Consider the following 21,167-nt stretch of genomic DNA (forward strand, 5'->3'; position numbering starts at 1 on the left):
TCGGCCCATTCCTTCATACGCTGGGGTTGTGCGAAAGTGTAGGGAGGAATGATTCATGTTTTATCATATAAAAGAGCTTCAATATCAAGCAAAGCCAGCTCATCCCGATCCGGTTTATGCGAAAAAGCTCCAAGAGGTGCTGGGCGGCCAATACGGTGAGATCAGTGTTATGATGCAGTATTTGTTTCAGGGTTTTAACTGCCGTGCAGATGCGAAATATAAAGATTTGCTTTATGATGTTGGTACAGAAGAGATCGGGCATGTGGAAATGCTTGCGACGATGATCTCCAGGCTTTTGGACAATGCACCGGCTGATGTGCAGGAAAATGCTTATAAAAGTGATCCTGCTGTGGCAGCGGTGTTGTCCGGAATGAACCCGCAGCATGCGATTGTCGCAGGTTTAGGCGCGATGGCGGCTGACAGCGAAGGATATCCATGGAATGCCAAATATATTATTTCAAGCGGAAATTTGCTCGCAGATTTTCGCGCCAACTTAAATGCGGAATCCCAAGGGCGCCTTCAGGTGACACGGCTTTATGCCATGACCGATGATCCAGGGGTAAGAGATATGCTGTCATTTTTGATTGCAAGGGATACTTATCATCAAAATATGTGGTATGCGGCCATTAAAGAGCTGGAGGAAAGAGAACGGGATATTGTCGTCCCGACGACGTTTCCGCGTGAGCTCGAAAAGCAGGAAGTCTCCTATGATCTGTTTAACTTTTCCAGAGGGGATGAAAGCTCACAAGGAAGATGGGCACATGGGGAAGCCTTTGATGGCCGGGGTGAATTCAGGTATATCCCGGCTCCGATTGCGTTCGCATCTGCGCCTCATCTTAAACCGGCGCCAATGTGGCTGCAGAATACCATTCCACCGATGTCAAAATATTAATATCTCTGCCGGGCTGAGGATAAATGTCCCCAGCCCTTTTGGATCAGATGTTTTTGCCGACATGATAGAACGCTTTTTCCTCTGCGACTTGCAAGTGCTGCTGATCGCTTTCCTCGTACGCATTTGGCCGCTTGTGAGCTAATAAATAAGCGAGCCGCTTCTGAAATTGAATACCTGCTTTACGCCGTTCAAACATGTCAAGCCTTTTTTCAGCAAATTCCTTTGTTACCCGGAATACCGCCGCAATTGTGGCGAGTGCCTGGCTTCTCCATTGCGGCAGTTCCATCTGCAACAGCATAAAGGTTGGCACACAGAAGTGGTACATAAATTGATTCGCCTGAAATTCCTGCAGTTCTCTGAAGAGCTTGTTCATCTGAAAGTGATTGCCTGCATGCTTTAGCACGTGGCACAGCTCATGGCCAAAATCCTCCCATTGCTCTTCCCGTGACTTTTTTTGGTTCAATACGATACTGTACATGCCGTCGTATTTCACCATCATGCTCCCCATATCCTCAAAATGCACCCAAATATCCAGGTCCTTTGCGATTTTCAGCATGTCAATGTGATGAGGGGATGTGATACCCAGTCTGCTGTACAAATTTTTAACGTATTCCTCCAGATGTGATAAGTAATCGCCCAATTGAATACTCCCTTTCGAACGTGTGTTCTGTTTTTAGCGAGAAAGAAAAGCCCGTATAGGACTGGAAAGTGGTGTAGAAATCTTTCCCTTTTCTTTAAAAAATAAACACTTTTTCTTTATATCGGTCTATTTTTAATATGTTTTAGAGAACAGAGAACGATTTATTAATTTTTCGGCTTGCGGTTTTTCTCTTTTTCTTTTAAATAGTTGATAAATTCGATGGCCTGCTGTTTGCTTTCTGGGGAAAAATCCTGCATATCACGGTACGCAAGCTGCAGGTCCGGATCTGAGAACATATCGTCGTCGGATTTTTTGTCTTTACCCGTTAATAAGTAATCAGTCGTTACTTGAAAGTAATCAGCCAGTTTTTGGAGTGTGTCGTAATCAGGTTCGCTTCGCCCGTTTTCATAGTGGGAATATCGTGCCCGTGACACACCGATGTGTGATGCGATTTCTTCCTGTGTCCTTTTCCCTCTGAGACTTTTCAATCTGCCGCCTATCATACTATGACCTCTCTTTTTTAAACTCCCTAAGTTACTTATGATTATAGATACAATATGTATCAAAATAAAGTTATGATAAAAAAAGTATCAAAAATAACTTGATGATACCGATTGTATCGTTTATACTTGGTAACAGTTGATACGAAATGTATCGAAAACAGATCAGGAGAGTGATCACATGTATCCAATCCAAATTGTTTTTAGTGAAAATCCCATAGATCAGCGCCATCTCGGACAATCCGGCGGCACCATTTTGTTTACGGCATGCGGCCTTCCGGTGTTCCACTTTGAAACGCAAGAGCAGTTTCAAGCATACATGATGTTAAAAGGAGAAGCGGCGTACAATGAAAAACGATAAAAGCTATCCTTTTCTGATGTATTCAGGACTATTGAATTCAGAACATTATGACAAAATTGGACCGGCACTATGGCTGTTTCTCTGGTTTATCAGCTCAACAACAAAAGAAATCGAAAAAGACGGCGTAAGCTGGGGCATCGTACTCGGCCATAAGCCATTAAAAGCGAGAGAAATGGCGGCAGTCTTCGGTGTAAGTGAAAAAACCGTCAGAAGGTGGCTGGAGCTTCTCGAAACCCATGAGTACATAAAGGCAGTCCGTGCGCCATACGGACTGGTGATTTCGGTCAAGCATTCCAAAAAATTCACCTTCAGATCGGACAAAATGGTGCACCGGAGTATAAAAGAACGGCCATTTTCGCCGCAGACACCGGACACAAGCGACCGCACAGATAAAGATAAAACAAACAAATATACTGCTGCTGATGAGGCAGTAGATCACATTGCGAAGCGGTTTACAGAATTACGGTCGGCTCAAGAAGGACGCACCGTATATCCTTCCTCAAGAGATTATCAAGCCATCGCCCGCATTGTTGCTATCGGCGTTCCTGTCACGCAAACAATCAAATGGCTTGAGGAATGCTTTCAAGCTTTTGAAAACCGGCGGACTTCCGCTTCAGAAACAATCAAGGCCTTTCGCTACTGCTCGAAATTCATTGAAGACCGATTTAACGCGCAGCAAGCCAAAAAGAATGTTGCAATTCAGCATGAGAGGATGAAAAAACATGACAAAACGAACAATCGAACAGATTTTAAACGAGCTGAGAAGAGGGAGACGTCCATTACTGGCGGACAAACCGGCCGAATTAGACGCAGGCCGGTATGATTGCCTGCGCTGCAAGGACCAGGGAGGTTATCTCGTCAGGCAGAATGGCCTGGAAGTCTGGACGATGTGCAGTTGCATGGCAGAACGGAAAGTGAAGCGGCTGCTGGGGGCAAGTGAGATTACTCACGCTTTCAGACAGCTGGGCTTCAAGGAATTCCGCACGGAGGGAAAGCCGCAGGCCATAAAAGACGCGTTTGAATGTACTAAAGAGTATGTGGCGGATTATGGACAAATCAAGGATTGCCGGAAAAACAGCATTGCCCTTCTAGGACAGCCCGGTTCAGGGAAAACGCACCTTTTGACCGCCGCTGCCAATGAATTAATGAGAACTTGCTATGTGCCTGTCATTTATTTTCCGTTTGTGGAGGGCTTTACGGATCTGAAAAATGACTTTGACCTATTAGAAGCAAAGCTGAACCGGATGAAGCAAGCGGATGTGCTGTTCATAGATGATCTGTTTAAACCGGTTAACGGCAAACCCCGCGCTACAGATTGGCAATTAGAGCAAATGTATTCGGTACTCAACTACCGCTACTTAAATCATAAACCGATTTTGCTTTCGAGCGAGCTGACAATTGAAGCACTTGTACGGATCGATGAAGCGCTCGGCACGAGAATCTACGAAATGTGCAGTGACTATTTAGTGATTATCAAAGGGGCAGCCTACGAGCTGAACCATAGATTGGAGGGCGTCAGATAATGTGCAAGCTTTGTCAGACAAAGAAAGTCATTGTGGAGCATACAGGGATTGGAGTCGTTTTTCATCCATGTCCGAACTGCAGGTCCGGCACTGATTTAACGCCTGTCATTCAAAAGCTGGAGCAAATGCTGACAGCGGGAAAAGCGAGGCTGAATGTCCGTGATTAAACAGCTGACTGCCCTGATCGCTTTGCTGTTTCGGGCAAAGCGAACAGAAAAAAACATTGAACAATGGTATAAGGATGACGGGAAGTGAAAGTGTTGGAAAAAACAAAACAGACAGAGAAAAGCCCTGCGCCGTGGCATGCTGTCCCGTGCGGGGATACAAAACCAATCTATATTTATTCAGCTTACAGTGAAGAAGAAAAAGAAAGATTTCCGTATTCAAACGGCCGGCTGATTGCCGCTGTATTTGACCTTAGCTCTTATTCGCAAAAAAGCAATGCCGCTTTGATGGCCGCTGCGCCTGAATTGCTGGAAGCGTCTAAAGCAGCTCTTGATTTTCTGAAGGGGAATTCTGTTCATTCAAAGGAGCGCATCATTCAGCTGTTAGAAAAAGCCGAAGCAAGCGCTGCACCGAAAAAGGGAGGAAAAGAAACATGATTCATCCTAAAAAACTGCTGCATATTGATTCCATCACGCTGGAGAGCCAGCTGGAAGACGGAAAAATCCGTGTCATTATTGTGGACGGGATCAAGCAAGAAGCATGGATTGCAGAAGCGCCGGAGCATGGAAAAACGCTCGTTGAAACAAGAAAGGGCGACCTTGCCCGTGTGGAATTTGAAATCGGCTACAAATTAAATTAAAGCGAAAACAGAATACGTCCAAGACGGAAAGCCTGCGGACACTGATCAACTGCACAGCATTTGTGCGTTGATTGGTGTCCGTTTTTTATTGCCAATAATGAGGAGGATCATAGAATGCAAGACTTACTATTTGAATATAAACGCACACTCAAACAAACAAGAACACAATATAAACCGCTCGCTGAGGCAGATGAATCCGTGCTCTCAGCTGAAGAGCTGAAGGATAAAAAAATTATCAGAAATATAATTACTGATCTTGAATATGTAACAGAATGGCTTGAAAAAGGAAGACAGCCCGGCATCAGACGGGCGATTGACCGGCGTGATGCGTACCAGCGGCTTATGATTAAGGATCCGAGAATCATCGAATCATTTTCCAGCGCTATGATGTTTGAGCCGGACGGACAGGTATCAGAAGAAGACAGAGAGAGAATTCAAGCAGCATTAGCCCTGTTAACGGACAGAGAAAAAGAAATGTTTTTGCTGCACAAGGTAGAATGTTTTTCTTATGAACGGATCGCTGACCTTCTCGGCGTAAAAAAATCGACAGTGCAAACGACGATCAAACGGGCGATTGGAAAGATGCAAAGACAGCAGGAAGAATTGAATCGATCACTTGCATGAAAGCTTGTCATACGTTTGCCACCTATAAGTGAATAGAGCATGACACATAAGCGGCTGGCACGATCAGCCGCTTTTATGAATAAACAACCATGCTGGAGGTGGCGGTGATGCCGTAGCATGAAAACACAACAGCGCGAACAAGCATTAGCAATCTATCAACAACATCAAGGAAAGATCACAAATCGGGCGATCGCGGACACCATCGGCGTTTCCGCGAAAACAATCGGCGTCTGGAAAAAACAAGACAAATGGAAAGAGGCCCTGTTTTCTGCGTCCAAAAACGAACAAACACAGCGCCGGATAGACAACGATGAATTAAATGAACGCCAGCGGCTGTTTTGCCTGTATTACGTCAAAAGCTTCAATGCCACGCAGTCAGCAATCAAAGCGGGCTATTCTCCGGACAGCGCTCATGTGACGGGGAGCCGGCTCTTAAAAAATGAAAAGGTCGCTGCTGAAATCAAACGCATAAAAAAAGAAATGGTCAACGAGATGTTTATTGAAGCAATGGATGTGCTGCAGGTTTATATCAAGATCGCGTTTGCGGATATTACGGACTATGTGACCTTTGGAAAAAAAGAGGTCCAGGCTGTCGGGAAATCGGGCCCGCTGTTTGATGAAGATGATAACCCCATTATGAAGGAAATCAGCTTTGTCGATGTCAAAGACTCCGGGCTCGTTGACGGCACCATCGTGACGGAAGCAAAGCTTGGCAAAGAAGGCATTGCCATCAAGCTTGCAGATAAAATGAAGGCGCTTGAGAAGCTATCCTTATATTTTGATTTGTTTCCAGATCAATTTAAACAAAAAATTGAAAATGAGAAATTGAAGCTTGCCAAACAAAAAGCGGAAAAAACAGATGACAGTCAAGAGCCGATTGAAATCATGATCAAACGAAAAGAGGACAAGTCATGATTGTAAAAGAAATCAACCCTCATTTCGAAAATTACGTGTTCAATTGGGAGCAGACGTACCAGTTTCTCGTAGGCGGCTACGGTTCATCCAAAAGCTATCATACCGCATTGAAAATCGTGTTAAAGCTGCTGAAGGAAAAACGGACGGCCCTTGTCATCCGCGAGGTGTTCGATACCCATCGGGATTCGACCTTCGCCTTGTTTCAAGAGGTGATTGAAGAGCTCGGTCTGACAAAAGCTGTGGCAGCCCTTTCTTCCCCGCTGCAGCTGCGATTTCACAATGGCAGCCGGATCATGTTCAAAGGCATGGACAATCCGGCAAAATTAAAATCGGTTCATAACATTTCATTAATATGGATTGAAGAGTGCTCAGAGGTGAAGTATGAGGGATTCAAGGAATTAATCGGACGTCTTCGCCATCCTGAGCTGAAGCTTCATATGATCTGTACCACCAATCCCGTCGGCACCTCCAATTGGACGTACCGGCATTTTTTTCGAGATGAACGCAATAAACGGTTTGTGCTGGACGACAGCGAGCTTTACGAAAAGCGGACGATTGTGAAGGGTGATACGTATTACCACCATTCCACCGCTAACGACAATCTTTTTCTCCCGGAAAGCTATGTGAAACAGCTTGACGGACTCAAAGAGTATGATCCCGACCTGTACCGGGTTGCCCGCAAAGGACGATTCGGCGTCAACGGGATCAGGGTGCTGCCGCAGTTCGAGGTGCTCCCGCATGATCAAGTAAATGAATCTATCGCAGCCATCAGCAAGCCAATCTTTCGTACAGGCATGGATTTTGGATTCGAGGAATCCTATAATGCCGTCGTCCGGCTTGCTGTAGATCCTGAAAAAAAATACCTCTACATTTATTGGGAGTATTATCAAAATAAAATGACAGATGACAGGACGGCTGAGGAACTGCGTGAGTTTATTGACACACAGGAATTGATCAAAGCCGACTCGGCTGAGCCGAAAAGCATCCAATATTTCCGCCAGCAGGGCTTTCGGATGGTTGGAGCCAGAAAATTTCCCGGCTCCAGGCTTCAATATACCAAAAAGGTAAAACGGTTCAAAAAAATCTTCTGTTCGGACCGCTGTGAAAATGTCATCTATGAGCTCAAGACACTTACGTATGCCAAAGATAAAAACGGAGCTCTGATCGAGGATGAATTCACGATTGACCCGCATACGCTTTCTGCCATTTGGTATGCGCTTGATGATTATGAGGTTGCTGATATGAAAGAGACAGCACACAAACGAATCCGGCCGAACCGAGAAAGGAGGAGGTCATAAATCATGCACAATCAAACAGTCAGAGCAACGGTATTTAAAGCCAATGCCGCTGCTCCTCAGACAAAGCAAATCTATGAAGATGACTTTTCTGAGCTGTACGGAGAGGACATTATCGCTCCGCCCTACAATATCATCGAGCTCAAAACCATTGCCGAATACTCGACCATTCTTCAGCAATGCATTGATGCGTATAGAGTGAATATTACAGGCTTTGGATTCGATGTTGAGTACACATTTGATGTCAACGCAAGTGATGTCGATCAGGCAAAAAAGAAAAGAGCGGAAAAAGACTGGGCCAGACTCGAAGCCTTTTATAAATGTCTTCACTTTGATGAATCAGCTGAAATGATTTTAGGCTATGCCATCGAAGACAGAGAAAAAACAGGCAACGGCTTTATGGAAGTGCTTCGCGACGGGGCGGGAAAACCGGCCGGCATCGAATATTTAGATGTGAAATATATGCGTGTATGCGGAGCCGGTGAGCCTGTTGAGGTCTCATTTATATATGAAGAAAACGGGAAAATGAAAAGGATCAAAAGGCAAAAACGCTTCCGAAAATATGTGCAAATGATCAATGGAAAGAAAGTATTTTTTAAAGAATACGGCGATCCGCGAAAAATGGATATGCGCACTGGTGAATATGTAAACACATTGGCTGAGAAGTATCAAGCGAATGAAGCCATTCACCTCAAAATCGGAAGCGGCGTATACGGTGTGCCCCGCTGGATCGGCAATATTGTTAATTTATACGGAGCCCGAAAAGCGGAAGAACTCAATTTTATGTATTTTAAGCAGGGGCGCCACGTCCCCGCTGCGATTACAGTGGAAAACGGGATGCTGTCAGAAGCTTCTTACCGGGAGCTGCAGGAATACATGAATGATCTTGAAGGCGTTGAAAACGCCCATAAATTTCTCCTGATCGAAGCCGAAGGAATCGCAAAAGAAAAGGATCTCCACGGAGGCGAGGATATAACGCCGGTTTCCGTGGAAATCAAATCCTTGGCCGAAATTCTGCAAAACGACGCCTTGTTTCTTGAATACGATGAAAAAAGCAGAAATAAGCTGCGCTCGGCGTTCCGCCTCCCGCCGCTGTATACAGGCGAGGCCCAGGAATACAACCGGGCGACAGCGGATACGGCGAGAAAAATTACGGAGGAGCAGGTCTTTCAGCCGGAGCGAAAAACGCTCGTGAATAAACTGAATACGCTGCTTTTGCCGGAGCTGAATATCCATGACGTCAGGCTGACATTAAAAGGACCGGACTTTCGTGATCCGCTTGAGATTGCGAAGGTGCTCGGTCCTTTTATTACAGCCGGAGCAGTCTCGCCGAATGATTTACGCGACCTTGCCGGACGGGTGCTTGGCAAAACACTGGAGGAGTGGCCGGAGGACATTTATAAACGGCCTGCAGGACAGGATGCGGAAAAGACAAACCTGACTGCGCTCATGCAGGAGTTGAAAGAAAGCATCGAAGATATCAAAACGTCCTGAAGGGAGGTGAATCAAGCAGGTGGCGCGCGAATTAAGAAATGCCAAAATCAGCTTTGTCAGTTATGTGGACAAGGCGGCTAACCAGACTGAATTTTTCTTTACGAAGTCAGCCGGGCCTCCGTCATTTGAAAAAAAGGTTCGGCTGTTTACAAAAAGTGAGCAGGATGAACAAAAGCTCGTGTACGGAATCGTGTATGAGCCTAATGTTCCTGATGCCCACGGTGATTTTATGACCGCCGAGGAAATTGAAAAAGCAGCGCACGGTTTTCTCGCTGAAGCACGGGAGATTGATATTAATCACAGCTTTGAGGGCGGAACCGGCGTCGTGGTCGAGTCCTATGTGGCGCCCGATGATTTTATGATCGGGTCAAAGCGGATTACAAAGGGCTCATGGGTGCTCGTGACAAGAGCGTCAGACGAGGTGTGGGAACAGATCAAGGCTGGAATCATCACCGGCTACAGCATGGCGGGCACTGCAGATGTGTATGAGGAAGAACCGGTTGAAAAAGCGGGATTCCTCAGTGTATTCAAGCAAATGCTTGCTGACAAAACAGGGAAGGAGACTGAAGAAATGAGAAAAGAAGACATGAAAGAATCATTCGAGCATGCGCTTTACCCTCTGCTCAAACGGCTTGAGCGGATTGAAAAAAACACAGACACGGAGGAAAAGCCGGAGCAGACGGGTGATGACGAGCGTCTGAAAAAGCTCGTTGAAGACATGCTTGCCCCGCTGATCGAGCGCATCGAGGCGTTGGAAAAAGCGCGAGGCGCATCTAAGCAGACAGCGGACGATACGGGCGGCAATACAGAGCAAGTCAAAAAATCAATCTGGAGCGGACTGCTGTAAAGCCAGTCAAGGAGGAGGAAATCAATTGAGAAATCAAGAGATCATTCGGAAAGCGGAAATGTCGCTTTCTGCTTTAAAAAGCGGCGGGCTTATGAACCCTGCGCAAGCATCGGCTTTTATCCGCATGGTGCAAAACACGCCGACCATCTTTAGTGAATCCCGTGTGATTCAAATGGAAAACGACTCGCAAAAATTTGAGAAAATCGGCTTCGGCCAGCGTATTCTGCGGGCTGCGCAAGAAGGAAAAGCATTGTCAAACGACGAGCTGACAGTTCCAACGACAAGCACTGTCCAGCTGAACACGAAGGAAGTCATTGCGGAAATCAACATTACGTATGACACACTCGAAAACAATATTGAAAAAGATGGCCTGCAGCAGACGATCATGCAAATTTTAGCCGAGCGCGCAGCCGTTGATATTGAAGAGCTGATTGTAAACGGCGATACTGCATCAGCTGATCCATATCTGGCGCAGCTGGACGGCATTCGCAAACAAGCGGTTTCCCATATCGTTGACATGAACGGTGAAGAATTGTCCAGAGCGACATTCAAAAAAGGCTTAAAAGCAGTTCCGCCAAAATATTTGCGCATCCCTCAGGAATTCAGATTCTATACGTCACATGGCTTAGAAGTTGAATGGAAGGACCGCGTGGCGGACCGCCAGACAAACCTTGGGGACCAGGCTGTTCAGGGCGGCTTGTCAACAGCATTCGGCGTGCCGGTCAAAGGGGTATCCAATATTCAGCCGTACACAGTCGGTGAGGGAGACGCGCAATATGACACTTCTGATATCATTCTCACACATCCGAAAAATATCATTCTCGGCTTCTCCCGCAATATCCGAATTGAAGTCGACAAAGACATCCGTTCCCGTAAATTCATTATTGTCTTAACAGCCAAGCTCGACAGCAAGTTCGAGGAAGAGGATGCCTGCGCGAAATTAATTAACGTAAAAGAATAATAGAAACGGGGTGGCCAGCTCATGCTCATTGAACCGACTGACGTAGCCTCCTATTCGGTCTATGATCGGGTGAAGAACAGGCCTGAAGAACTGCTGGCGCAGGATATCATCGAGGCGGAGGCAGAAGCGGCTCTCATCACGGGCCACCGCTTTGAAGATAGCTTGTATGATCCGCTGCCCGGTAAGGTGAAGTTGGCTTTAGTAAAGCTTGCCCAGTATTTTGCGCTTGTCAACAGCGATGAATCTGCCTCATCAAGCTATCAGTCTGAGAAAATGGGGGATTATTCCTACACGGTTTCCGGAGAAGGCGGGATTCAGCGGCCAGAGGTATATCATTTGCTCGAAGAGTTTATCACGCCGGGCTACGTCCCTGAATCCTCCAGACTGAAGGTGAGGTCTTTATGAGCTATCAGCAGATGCTCATTCATCGCTGTGACATTTATCATGAAGCAGCGCAAGCGCCGTCTGCTGGCCGATTTGGGATTCCGGCAGACAGACTGCAGCCGGTGACTTCATATCCGGAGACACCCGATGAACAAGATGTCCCTTGTTATTTTACCGAAAAAACGCAGCAGCTGGTTCAGGAGGAGCCGGATCAAACTGTATATCACAGCTTTCTCGTCCATTTTCCGTTGTCAGCGGATATCCGCGTAAACGATAAAATCATTTGGGAGAATCATCAATATATACTAAAGCTGCCGAAAAGAATTAGACATCATCATTGGGAAGTCATCGCAGTCAGGGATGAAAGCCTATGAAAATAGCGGGATTGAAACAGCTAAACGCGGCATTAATAGAAGCGGCTTCGGGCGGCTTTTCCCGACAGGCGACCCGGTGGCTTGAGGAGTGCGGGCAAGATTTTCTGGAGATCGTCCAATCTGAGCTCATCAGCACACAAACGGTTAATACAGAAAAACTGTTCCGCTCGTTCGAAAGAGGCACAAAGGACAATCTCTGGATTGCGCAAAGCGGCGGTCTTTCGCTTGAGGTGGGTACACAGCTTGATTACGCCTCATTTCTGAATGACGGCCATTGGACGTCAAAACAAGATGTGAGATGGGTGCCGGGACGTTTTCAAGGTTCGCGGTTTATTTATGATCCCGCGGCTTCAACGGGAATGGCGCTCAAGAGAAAATGGATCCCGGGCACGGGCTACTGGGATCATGCGCTGCTTTTATATGAACAGCTGTTTGAAAAATCGCTGGAAAGCAAACTGCGCCAGTGGCTGAAGAAGCTGTAAAGGAGGAGCAGGATGAACAGTGAAACAGGATCGATCATGGCATTTTTGTACAGCCAGTGGTCTGTTCCCATTTATGAACGCGAGCTTCCTGATCACTTTCAGGTGCCGTCGTTATACGTCCCATCGCCATCTGTTTTCGAAGAAACAGATACGGTCTCCACATTTAAAAAAACCTACAGTCTCAATGTGAAGCTGTTTCATCATGACTCCGTTCAGGCGCTGGATGAAGCGGACAGGCTCGCGGATGCCATCAGAGAAGCGAGAAACATGGTTCCGCTGCTCAGTGAATCCGGCGAGAAGACGGGGGATATGGTTCGCGTTACCCGAATTGAGACAAGGGTAGGAGACAGGGGCGAGGCGGTCATGGTGATCAGGTGGAGCAGCCGATATTATTATCACAAAACAGAACAGCCTGTCTTACAGGATATCGACATGAACAGCGGGGTGAAATAAGCGGTGGCAAAGAACAAACAACAGAAGAAGGCTGTACATACGGAGAGCCGGGAAGCTCTTTTTGATACAGCGGATTTGATTAAGCACGCGAAGGAACTGTTCGGTGTTAAGCCGGATATTCTTCAGGGGGCTTTATTTGGCGTGGATCAAACACGTATGACGAAATCAGAAGCCAATGAATTGATTCAAACATTTCTAACCAAGGAGGTCATGTCATCATGAATGGCGGAACATTTACAACAGGCAAAGAAAAAGAACGTGCAGGCATTTATTTTAACTTTAAAACAACGGCACAGGAGCGGGTATCACTCAGTGAACGGGGAACAGTCGCACTTCCGGTCGCATCAAGCTGGGGCGAAGCGAAAACGTTCGTCTCCATTTCAAGCGTTGAAGACCTAAACAAAAAAGTGGGTCTCAGCATTGATGACCCGTCTTTATTGCTGCTGCGTGAAGCGAAGAAAAACGCGAAAACGGTATTGATGTACCGTCTAACCGAAGGCGTCCGAGCGTCTGCTGATATTGCTGAAGGCGTTAAAGCGACTGCGGTATATGGCGGAACAAAAGGTAATGATATTATCATCCGCATCAATCAAAATGTGCTGGATGCTGATTCTTTCGACGTGACAACATATATGGACGAATCAGAGGTTGACAAACAGACCGTCAAAAAGGCTGAAGAATTAACAGCTAACGGCTATGTCACTTTTACTGGAACAGGCGATCTTTCTTCGACGATTCCTCTCACTGGATCAGAAGGGGACACTGCAGCTGAAGCGCTGAAAGCATCCGCGGGTATTCGTTTATCCGGCGGTACGGATAAAGCCCCTGTCAACTCCGACTATACAGATTTCTTAGCCGCTGCTGAAACGGAGAGCTTTGATGTGATTGCGCTGCCTGTTGCGGAGGGGGACCAGCTAAAGGCGACATTTGCTGCTTTCATTAAACGCCTGCGCGACGGCCAAGGACAAAAAGTGCAAGGCGTCACAGCCAATTATGCCGGTGACTACGAAGGCATCATCAACGTAACAGAAGGTGTCCTGCTGGAAGATGGCACGGAAGTTACACCGGACAAAGCAACAGCTTGGGTAGCTGGAGCGAGTGCAGGAGCAACCTTTAATCAGTCACTTACATTTGTAGAGTACGAAGGCGCCGTTGATGTGTTACACCGCCTTGACCACGACACGATTGTTGAACGTCTGGGCAAAGGCGAATTTTTATTCACATTCGACGCCCGCGATAAATCCGTCAGTGTAGAAAAGGATATTAACTCACTCGTGACGTTCACAGCTGAGAAAAACAAGAAATTTGCGAAAAACAAAATCGTTCGTGTCCTGGATGCTGTGAATAATGATTTAACACGCGAGCTGAAAGCCTTAATTAAATCAAGAAAAGGCAGCGGGAGCGATATCCCGGCGTCTGAAGACGGACTGCAGTATGTGAAAACGATGATCACGCAATACATGACAACGCTTCAGGATGCGGGCGGCATCACTGGCTTTGATTCCGATGAAGATATCACAATTTCAATGAATGAAGACCGTGACGGCTTCTTGATTGACCTGGCTGTACAGCCTGTCGACGCAGCAGAAAAATTCTACTTTAATGTGGAGGTAAACTAATATGGCATTAAAAGCACAAAACACAATCTCAGGAAAAGAAGGCCGCTTATTTCTCGATGGTGAGGAAATGGCGCACATCAAAACATTTGAAGCAAACGTTGAGAAAAACAAGTCTGAAGTCAACATTATGGGCCGCCGCATGACAGGCCATAAAACAACAGGGGCAAATGGAACAGGGACCGCGACGTTCTACAAAGTCACATCGAAATTCGTGCTATTGATGATGGACTATGTCAAAAAAGGCAGCGACCCTTATTTCACACTCCAAGCCGTGCTGGATGATCAATCCTCCGGCCGGGGCACAGAGCGAGTTACGCTGTATGACGTCAACTTTGACTCAGCCAAAATCGCAAGCCTTGATGTCGATTCAGAAGCGTTAGAGGAAGAAGTTCCATTTACCTTCGAAGACTTCGACGTCCCTGAAAAGCTTTCTGACACGTTTTAATCAAAACTGAAATAGCCATACGCAGACCTTTCTCAGAAAGGTCTGTTTTTCATGATGAAATCAATCAAAAGACAAGGGAGTTTTTTACATGAGCGAGAAGAACGAAAACGTATATGATCTTTCCTTTTTTATGCCGGGAAAAACAATTGAAGCTGAAGAAATCAAAGTGCCGATCTCAAAGCGTTTTGTTGATAAAAAAGGGAACATCGTGCCATTTATTTTTAAAGCGATCACAACGGAGCGTATTGATGAATTAGAGAAAGAAACAACAACGTATAAAAATATCAAAGGCAGAGGCCGTGTTAAAGATTTAGACAGCCAGCGCTTTTATGCCCGAATCGCAGTTGAATCAACCGTTTACCCTGACTTCCGTTCAAAAGATCTTCGAGAAGCTTACAAAACGGCTGACCCGGTAGAAGTTGCGAAACGCGTCCTCTCAGTTGGAGGCGAATACGCGAACTGGTTAAACAAAGCGATTGAGATTAATGGATTCGAAGATGAATTAGAGGATCTGGAAGAAGAAGCAAAAAACTAATCAAGGATGGGCATAAAGAAGCCGTGTATCTCTACTATGCGATGCACGAGCTTCATTATTCTCCATCAGATTTATTAGCGCTTTATGAAGCGCCGCGCAATTTTAAGGCGCTGTTGTATGGACTGATTGGATATAAGCTCGATCTTCTTGAAAAACAAGCAAAGAAAGGAGGGGCATCGTAATTGGCAAAGCTGACAGCAAGATTTGACTTGAAAGACCGGGTAAGCAAAAAGCTAAGAAAGATACAAAATGGATTTAGAGCGCTTGAAAAGTATAGAAAAATGACGCAGCGAAATAGAGCTATCGATATACGAAAAGAAAGCAAAACTGTGTTAAGGACAATTGACCGCATACAAAAATCATTAAAGAAAAAGCTTGGCGCCCAAATGATTTCCATTTCAGCTGAGGATAACGCCAGCATTGTCATTCAGAAGGTTCAAACTCAATTGCAAGGATTGCCGGCATCGGTATCTATTAAAATTGGCGCCAGTGACCAAGCAACAGAAAAATTTGAACGACTAAGAGAGCTCGTTGCGGGATTTAAAGGATTTACGATAATGCTGAGTGCAGAAGACCAAATTTCGCCGGCTGTTCAAAAAATACAGCGTTATATGGAAAATGCACTTCAAAATGGCTACTCTGTTACAATACGCGTGATTGATCACGTCATGAAAACAGTCGGTCGCATTTCTGCCGGTATTGATGCCTTAACAGGAAAAGACAACAAATTGGAGCTGGCTATTAATGACAAGGTGTCAGATAAGCTGGATTCCTTGCAGAAAAGAATTGATAGCATGGGAAGCTCAGGTTCACCGGATAAAGCAGCTTCTTCAGCCGGAGGAAATGCCGGTGATATTGCAAGCATGTTTGATCCGGAAACGATTTTGACAGCACTGGACAAATTTGCTGCATCATTCATGGAAAAAGTGGATGAAATCGCCACAAAATTCAGCCCGGAAACAATCTTAACGGAGCTGGATAAATTTACAACATCGTTCATGAATAAGGTGGATGAAATCGCTACAAAATTCAGCCCGGAAACAATCCTAACAGAGCTGGATAAGTTCACAACATCATTTATGAGTAAAGTGGATGCGATCGCAACAAAATTCAGTCCAGAGACGATTCTGACACAGCTTGACAAGTTCACAACATCATTTATGAGCAGGGTGGATGCAATTGCGACAAAGTTTAGTCCAGAAACAATTCTGGCACAGTTGGACAAGTTCACAACATCGTTCATGAGCAAGGTGGATGCAATTGCGACAAAGTTCAGTCCAGAAACGATTCTGGCTCAGCTGGATAAGTTCACCACATCATTTATGAGCAAAGTGGATGCAATCGCAACGAAGTTCAGTCCGGAGACAATTTTGGCACAACTAGATAAGTTTACAACATCATTTATGAATAAAGTGGATGCGATTGCGACAAAGTTCAGCCCGGAAACGATTCTGGCTCAGCTGGATAAGTTCACCACATCATTTATGAGTAAGGTGGATGCGATTGCAACGAAGTTCAGTCCGGAGACAATTTTGGCACAACTGGATAAGTTCACAACATCGTTCATGAGTAAGGTGGATGCAATCGCAACGAAGTTCAGTCCGGAGACAATTCTGTCCCAGCTGGATAAGTTCACCACATCATTTATGGGCAAAGTGGATGCGATTGCGACAAAGTTCAGCCCGGAAACGATTCTAAAACAGCTGGATAAGTTTACAGGCTCATTTATGAAGAAAGTAGATGAAATCGCAAGTAAATTCAGTCCTGAAGCCATTTTTAAACAATTGGATAAGTTTACAGGCTCATTTATGAAAAAAGTAGACGAAGTCGCAAGTAAATTCAGCCCAGAAGCTATTTTTAAGCAGCTGGACAAATTTACAGATTCCTTCATGAAAAAAGTAGATGATATCGTAAGCAAATTCAGCCCGGAAACCATTTTTAACGAGCTTGACAAGTTTACAGATTCCTTTATGAAAAAAGTGGACGATGTCGTAAGTAAATTCAGCCCGGAAACCATTTTTAACGAGCTTGACAAGTTTACAGATTCCTTTATGAAAAAAGTGGATGATGTCGTGAGCAAATTCAGTCCAGACGCCATTATTAATAAAGCGGAAGACTTTGTAACAAATATTGTTGATAAAATCTCAGAAAAGTTTAATTTCCTGAATCCGGATAAAATCGCCAATAAAGCAGAAAAGTTTTTTGATAATATTGTCTCGAAAATCGCAAAGAAGTTTGAGAAATTCAGCCCTGATAAAATTATTGAAAAAGTGGGAGAGTTTTTTGAAAAGATTATAAAAGGCATTGCTGAAAAACTGGGGAACCTGGATTTTGGGGGACTGCTTGGCGGCAAATCCAGCGGAAGCAAAGGCAAACAAAAAGCCTCAAAAGCCAATACAAATAACTCAACTTCAAGCAACTCAAACCGCACTAAAAAACCTTCTATGAACCAAAAAGCGTCAGGTTCTAAATCGAAGAAGTCAGGCGGCAAATGGGGCGGGGCTTGCGGATGCTGCTGTGCCGGAATCAGTACAGGCAAAAGCAAAAAAGTTAAAAATAGAAACGGTTCATCTAACAAAGGCAATAAATCAAATCCTGTGAGTACGCCTAAATCTGCAAAAGCAGCTAAAGGCGGATCAGGCAAAGGTTTTTCAGGCCTTCTGAAAACATTGGGAGAATCAAAAGGTTTGAAGGGCGGACTGAAGGGCTTAAAAGGAGCCGCAAAAGGAATACCAGGATTAGGCGAAATATTGTCTCTTACAGACCTAGCCGGAATCAATAAGGATAATGCCGGTGAAAAGGTAGGTTCAGCCGGCGGAGGTTTAGCCGGAGCCGCTGCAGGAGCGGCTATTGGAAGCGTTGTGCCTGGAGTCGGAACCGCTATTGGCGGAGTTGTAGGAGGAATTGCCGGCACTTTCGGCGGTGAAAGTTTAGGTAAGGCAATTGATGCCGGCGCTCTAGAAGATACATGGAACAGCATCACAGAGGGTGCGCAAAATGCCTGGTCAGCCATTCAGGATACTTGGGGAACTGTATCAACATGGTTTATGGATAATGTCTGGACGCCAGTGTCAACCGCAGTTGTGGGTGTAGCAACAAGCATATGGTCCAACATCGTGAATGCTTGGACTACGATCCAAACGATATTCAGTACTGTATCAACATGGTTTATGGACAATGTCTGGACGCCGGTTTCATCAGCAGTTGTAGGTGTAGCAACAGCAATATGGTCTAAAATCGTAAATGCATGGACGACAATTAAAAATGTGTTCAGTACAGTTGCTTCATGGTTTATGAGTAATGTGTGGGGGCCAGTCAAATCTGCTGTAATAGGAGCGGCAACTACAATCTGGGATAAAATGACTGGTGCTTGGAATAAAATTAAGAGTGTTTTCAGTACGGTATCGGGATGGTTCATGGATACAGTTTGGAACCCGGTTAAAAATACAGTCTCAGATGTAGGCAAGGGAATTTCTGATGCTTTCAAAAAAGCGATAGACACAGTCAAGAACATTTGGAAGGGTCTGAGCGGCTGGTTTAAAAAGAATATTCAAGAACCTCTTACAAAGGTTGGAGAAGCCATTTCAGATGCTTTTTCTAAAGCGTTCGGCTGGGTGAAGCAAATCTGGGATAAAGCTGGCGGCGTAGCTAGTAAAGTGATTAATTTTGTAACCGGCGGCGGAGATCCGAATAAAGGGAAGGATCCGGATAAAAAGGCCACAGGCGGCTACATCACCAAACCAACCATCTCGTGGATCGGTGAAGCCGGCAAGGAATTCGTTATCCCAGTTGATAACAACCGAGGCCGGGGGAAGATGCTTCTTTCACAAGCGGCGTCTAAGCTGGGTATGCAAGTCGTAGACGACATGGGCGCCGCTTCGTCTTCCGGTGGAAGTCCGGTATCTGTTTCAGGAGGAGCAGCTGCCAGTCCGTTATCAGGATCTGCCTCTCCAGCAATGGACACTGCAAATCTTACAGGCCAAGCATCCACACTCGGACAGCAATTTTCAGAAGGCTTTGACAAGGGAATAAGCAACCAACCTGTCAAAATGGAAGACTGGAAAAAGAAAAACATCAATACGCCATTTACACAAATGATTTCTGCTTCACCAAATTACGGTAAACAAATGGTAAGCGGGTATGCCAAGGGCCAAAACGGTACAGCAACCGGCACAGACGGCTTTTTGCAATCAAAAGTTAAAACGCCGTACCAAGCCACTGTGAACAAATCGTCTTCATGGGGCACAGGAACGGTCAAAGGCTTTACACAAGGACAAAACTCAACCCAAACAGGAACTGCACAGTATGTGAGTACACATGTTGACAAACCGTTCCTGCGGTCAAAAGACACATCGAACAGCTGGGGCTCCGGTTTGATCGGAAACTTTGTGACAGGCATGAATGCTAAATCCAGTGAAGTGAAACAAGCTGCAAAGGATATGGCAAAGAGAGTGGAGCAGGCTTTCCGTGAGGAGCTAGATATCCATTCGCCTTCCCGCGTTATGATGAGCTTGGGGCGTTTTGCTTCAATTGGTGTTGTCAAAGGCCTTGGCTCAGTAGATGTAAAGAAATATGCTGAAAAACAAGCTGGATCACTGGCGGCTGCCTATTCCGGAATGGGCACGATGAGCGGGGACGTAAAACAGTGGATTATGGCTGCTCTCATGGCTACAAAGACACCAATAAGCTGGCTGCCGGGACTCATGACGATTGCGCAGCATGAATCCGGAGGCAACCCGAATGCAATCAACCTATGGGACAGCAACGCTAAAGCGGGGCATCCGTCACAAGGGCTGATGCAGACCATCCCAAGCACCTTTAATGACCACAAAGCACCGGGTATGGGTAACATTAAAAACCCGATTCACAACGCTGCTGCCGCAATCGGCTACATCAAAAGCAGATACGGCTCTATTGACAATGTACCTGGTATTAGAAGCATGAAGCATGGAGGTCCTTATGTCGGTTATGCCAACGGCGGACTGATTACAAAAGAACAAATCGCCCGTGTCGGTGAAGGAAACAAGCGGGAATGGATCATCCCAGAGGAACGGGGCATACGCGGTCGCTACCTTCTTCAGAGAGCGGCACAGGCTCTTGGTATGGAAGTGACAGATCCGTCTCAATCCCAGCAGTCTGAGCTTTCTTCAGGACAAGTTTCAGCTGTTACATCCGGTTCACGGCAAACGATACAAACAGCCGGAACGAAAGAAATAAAGATTGAGTTTAACGGCGATCAGCATTTTCATAATGATCAGGACGCTGATAGCTTGGTAGCAAAAATCAAGCAGGCATTACTTGATGAATTACAAAAAGACATTAACACTGGAACAAAGGGGGTCGTGGCTTTTGACTAAGTCTGTCTATGAATTTTGGATATCACAGGGAAAAGAAAAGCTGCGATTCCCTGTTCTTCCTGAATCGATTGATATAGCGAATAGTGTACAAAATGACTCAGTAAAGATAACAGGACTGGGTGAACTAACGTTTATTGAAGAACCCGGAGCGAAAGAAATTTCATTTTCTTCTTTTTTTCCAAAAAAGTATACGCCGATAGCTGAATATCAAAATCTCCCGTCTCCGGAAAATGCCATTGCGAAAATTGAAAAATGGATGAAGGCTAAAAAGCCTGTTCAATTTTTAATTACGGGAACTAAAATCAATATGGCATGCAGCATTGAAAGCCTTAAATATAGTGAAGGAGACAAAGAGATAGGGGATAGGGATTTTGATATTGTACTAAAAGAATACAAAACCGCTTCCCCCCGAAAAATCAAGCGGAAGAAAAAAACAAAGGCAAAACGCCCGTCGAAGGCTTCCCCGAAAACCTACACAGTGAAAAAGGGAGACACGCTGTGGGACATTGCCGGCAGATTTTACGGGAACAGCACGCAATGGCGCAAAATTTGGAACGCCAATAAAACAGCAATGATCAAACGAAGCAAACGGAACATCAGGCAGCCGGGCCACTGGATATTTCCCGGCCAAAAATTAAAGATACCGCAATGAAACAGGTGA

Annotated in this window: 26 protein-coding genes; 24 read left to right on the forward strand and 2 right to left on the reverse strand. The window is 45.5% G+C overall.

The window, feature by feature from the left end; all coding sequences use genetic code 11:
- Positions 1-55: 55 nt before the first annotated feature.
- Positions 56-892, forward strand: a complete 837-nt coding sequence (locus JQX68_RS07150) for a manganese catalase (protein ID WP_014663631.1) — start codon at positions 56-58, stop codon at positions 890-892.
- 43 nt (positions 893-935) lie between these two features.
- Here JQX68_RS07150 and JQX68_RS07155 read toward each other — a convergent pair whose 3' ends face one another.
- Positions 936-1,532 (reverse strand): ImmA/IrrE family metallo-endopeptidase, encoded by a 597-nt coding sequence (locus JQX68_RS07155; protein WP_041521305.1) that lies wholly within the window; start codon positions 1,530-1,532, stop codon positions 936-938.
- A gap of 164 nt (positions 1,533-1,696) precedes the next feature.
- Positions 1,697-2,035, reverse strand: a complete 339-nt coding sequence (gene xre, locus JQX68_RS07160) for an HTH-type transcriptional regulator Xre (RefSeq protein WP_014663633.1) — start codon at positions 2,033-2,035, stop codon at positions 1,697-1,699.
- Positions 2,036-2,213: 178 nt separating this feature from the next.
- On the opposite strand from xre, the gene JQX68_RS07165 reads away from it, so the two are divergent.
- From JQX68_RS07165 to JQX68_RS07275, 23 genes are all read left to right on the forward strand, one after another.
- A complete protein-coding gene (locus JQX68_RS07165) occupies positions 2,214-2,393 on the forward strand; it encodes a hypothetical protein (protein ID WP_014663634.1) in 180 nt (59 codons plus the stop codon).
- The gene (locus JQX68_RS07170) at positions 2,380-3,216 is read left to right on the forward strand and encodes a phage portal protein (protein WP_069149433.1); all 837 of its coding nucleotides are present in this window, start codon (positions 2,380-2,382) and stop codon (positions 3,214-3,216) included. Before JQX68_RS07165 ends, JQX68_RS07170 begins: the two co-directional genes overlap by 14 nt.
- A complete protein-coding gene (locus tag JQX68_RS07175; protein ID WP_080478210.1) occupies positions 3,116-3,916 on the forward strand; it encodes an ATP-binding protein in 801 nt (266 codons plus the stop codon). Before JQX68_RS07170 ends, JQX68_RS07175 begins: the two co-directional genes overlap by 101 nt.
- Complete coding sequence (locus JQX68_RS07180) at positions 3,916-4,083, forward strand: hypothetical protein (protein ID WP_014663637.1); 168 nt, start codon at positions 3,916-3,918, stop codon at positions 4,081-4,083. The genes JQX68_RS07175 and JQX68_RS07180 overlap by 1 nt, the downstream gene beginning before the upstream one ends.
- Before the next feature lie 84 nt (positions 4,084-4,167).
- A complete protein-coding gene (locus tag JQX68_RS07185) occupies positions 4,168-4,518 on the forward strand; it encodes an XkdD/Y8K6 family phage-associated protein (protein WP_069149434.1) in 351 nt (116 codons plus the stop codon).
- Positions 4,515-4,721, forward strand: a complete 207-nt coding sequence (gene xtrA / locus JQX68_RS07190) for a phage-like element PBSX protein XtrA (RefSeq protein WP_014663640.1) — start codon at positions 4,515-4,517, stop codon at positions 4,719-4,721. Before JQX68_RS07185 ends, xtrA begins: the two co-directional genes overlap by 4 nt.
- A 114-nt stretch (positions 4,722-4,835) precedes the next feature.
- Positions 4,836-5,345 (forward strand): sigma-70 family RNA polymerase sigma factor, encoded by a 510-nt coding sequence (locus JQX68_RS07195; RefSeq protein ID WP_014663641.1) that lies wholly within the window; start codon positions 4,836-4,838, stop codon positions 5,343-5,345.
- Between the two features lie 117 nt (positions 5,346-5,462).
- Complete coding sequence (xtmA, locus tag JQX68_RS07200; RefSeq protein WP_205440603.1) at positions 5,463-6,260, forward strand: phage terminase small subunit; 798 nt, start codon at positions 5,463-5,465, stop codon at positions 6,258-6,260.
- On the forward strand, positions 6,257-7,558 hold the full coding sequence (locus JQX68_RS07205; protein WP_205440604.1) for a PBSX family phage terminase large subunit: 1,302 nt from the start codon (positions 6,257-6,259) through the stop codon (positions 7,556-7,558). Before xtmA ends, JQX68_RS07205 begins: the two co-directional genes overlap by 4 nt.
- 3 nt (positions 7,559-7,561) lie before the next feature.
- A complete protein-coding gene (locus tag JQX68_RS07210; RefSeq protein ID WP_029317667.1) occupies positions 7,562-9,049 on the forward strand; it encodes a phage portal protein in 1,488 nt (495 codons plus the stop codon).
- 19 nt (positions 9,050-9,068) lie between these two features.
- A complete protein-coding gene (locus JQX68_RS07215) occupies positions 9,069-9,896 on the forward strand; it encodes an XkdF-like putative serine protease domain-containing protein (protein WP_069838934.1) in 828 nt (275 codons plus the stop codon).
- Positions 9,897-9,921: 25 nt separating this feature from the next.
- On the forward strand, positions 9,922-10,857 hold the full coding sequence (locus JQX68_RS07220) for a phage major capsid protein (protein WP_205440605.1): 936 nt from the start codon (positions 9,922-9,924) through the stop codon (positions 10,855-10,857).
- Between the two features lie 21 nt (positions 10,858-10,878).
- Positions 10,879-11,262 (forward strand): protein YqbG, encoded by a 384-nt coding sequence (yqbG, locus tag JQX68_RS07225; RefSeq protein ID WP_040083372.1) that lies wholly within the window; start codon positions 10,879-10,881, stop codon positions 11,260-11,262.
- Entirely contained in the window at positions 11,259-11,615 is a 357-nt protein-coding gene (locus tag JQX68_RS07230) for a YqbH/XkdH family protein (RefSeq protein WP_040083371.1), read from the forward strand. Before yqbG ends, JQX68_RS07230 begins: the two co-directional genes overlap by 4 nt.
- Entirely contained in the window at positions 11,612-12,097 is a 486-nt protein-coding gene (locus JQX68_RS07235; protein ID WP_205440606.1) for an HK97 gp10 family phage protein, read from the forward strand. Before JQX68_RS07230 ends, JQX68_RS07235 begins: the two co-directional genes overlap by 4 nt.
- A 12-nt stretch (positions 12,098-12,109) precedes the next feature.
- On the forward strand, positions 12,110-12,550 hold the full coding sequence (locus JQX68_RS07240) for a phage tail terminator family protein (protein WP_040083370.1): 441 nt from the start codon (positions 12,110-12,112) through the stop codon (positions 12,548-12,550).
- Positions 12,551-12,553: 3 nt separating this feature from the next.
- The gene (locus JQX68_RS07245) at positions 12,554-12,772 is read left to right on the forward strand and encodes a YqzN/YkzM domain-containing protein (RefSeq protein ID WP_069838930.1); all 219 of its coding nucleotides are present in this window, start codon (positions 12,554-12,556) and stop codon (positions 12,770-12,772) included.
- On the forward strand, positions 12,769-14,169 hold the full coding sequence (locus JQX68_RS07250; protein ID WP_172640781.1) for a phage tail sheath family protein: 1,401 nt from the start codon (positions 12,769-12,771) through the stop codon (positions 14,167-14,169). Before JQX68_RS07245 ends, JQX68_RS07250 begins: the two co-directional genes overlap by 4 nt.
- A gap of 1 nt (position 14,170) precedes the next feature.
- The gene (locus tag JQX68_RS07255; protein ID WP_003232677.1) at positions 14,171-14,614 is read left to right on the forward strand and encodes a phage tail tube protein; all 444 of its coding nucleotides are present in this window, start codon (positions 14,171-14,173) and stop codon (positions 14,612-14,614) included.
- A gap of 88 nt (positions 14,615-14,702) precedes the next feature.
- The gene (locus tag JQX68_RS07260) at positions 14,703-15,149 is read left to right on the forward strand and encodes a phage tail assembly chaperone (RefSeq protein ID WP_147771796.1); all 447 of its coding nucleotides are present in this window, start codon (positions 14,703-14,705) and stop codon (positions 15,147-15,149) included.
- Positions 15,150-15,190: 41 nt separating this feature from the next.
- A complete protein-coding gene (locus JQX68_RS07265; RefSeq protein ID WP_003220596.1) occupies positions 15,191-15,331 on the forward strand; it encodes a hypothetical protein in 141 nt (46 codons plus the stop codon).
- 1,383 nt (positions 15,332-16,714) lie between these two features.
- A complete protein-coding gene (locus JQX68_RS07270) occupies positions 16,715-20,506 on the forward strand; it encodes a transglycosylase SLT domain-containing protein (RefSeq protein ID WP_481748478.1) in 3,792 nt (1,263 codons plus the stop codon).
- Positions 20,499-21,158: a LysM peptidoglycan-binding domain-containing protein gene (locus tag JQX68_RS07275; RefSeq protein WP_147771798.1), complete on the forward strand. Its 660-nt coding sequence runs from the start codon at positions 20,499-20,501 to the stop codon at positions 21,156-21,158. The genes JQX68_RS07270 and JQX68_RS07275 overlap by 8 nt, the downstream gene beginning before the upstream one ends.
- Positions 21,159-21,167: the final 9 nt, after the last annotated feature.

Origin of the sequence: Bacillus sp. LJBS06, assembly GCF_016924995.1 — a bacterium.
In the GTDB taxonomy this organism is placed as follows: Bacteria; Bacillota; Bacilli; order Bacillales; family Bacillaceae; genus Bacillus; species Bacillus stercoris.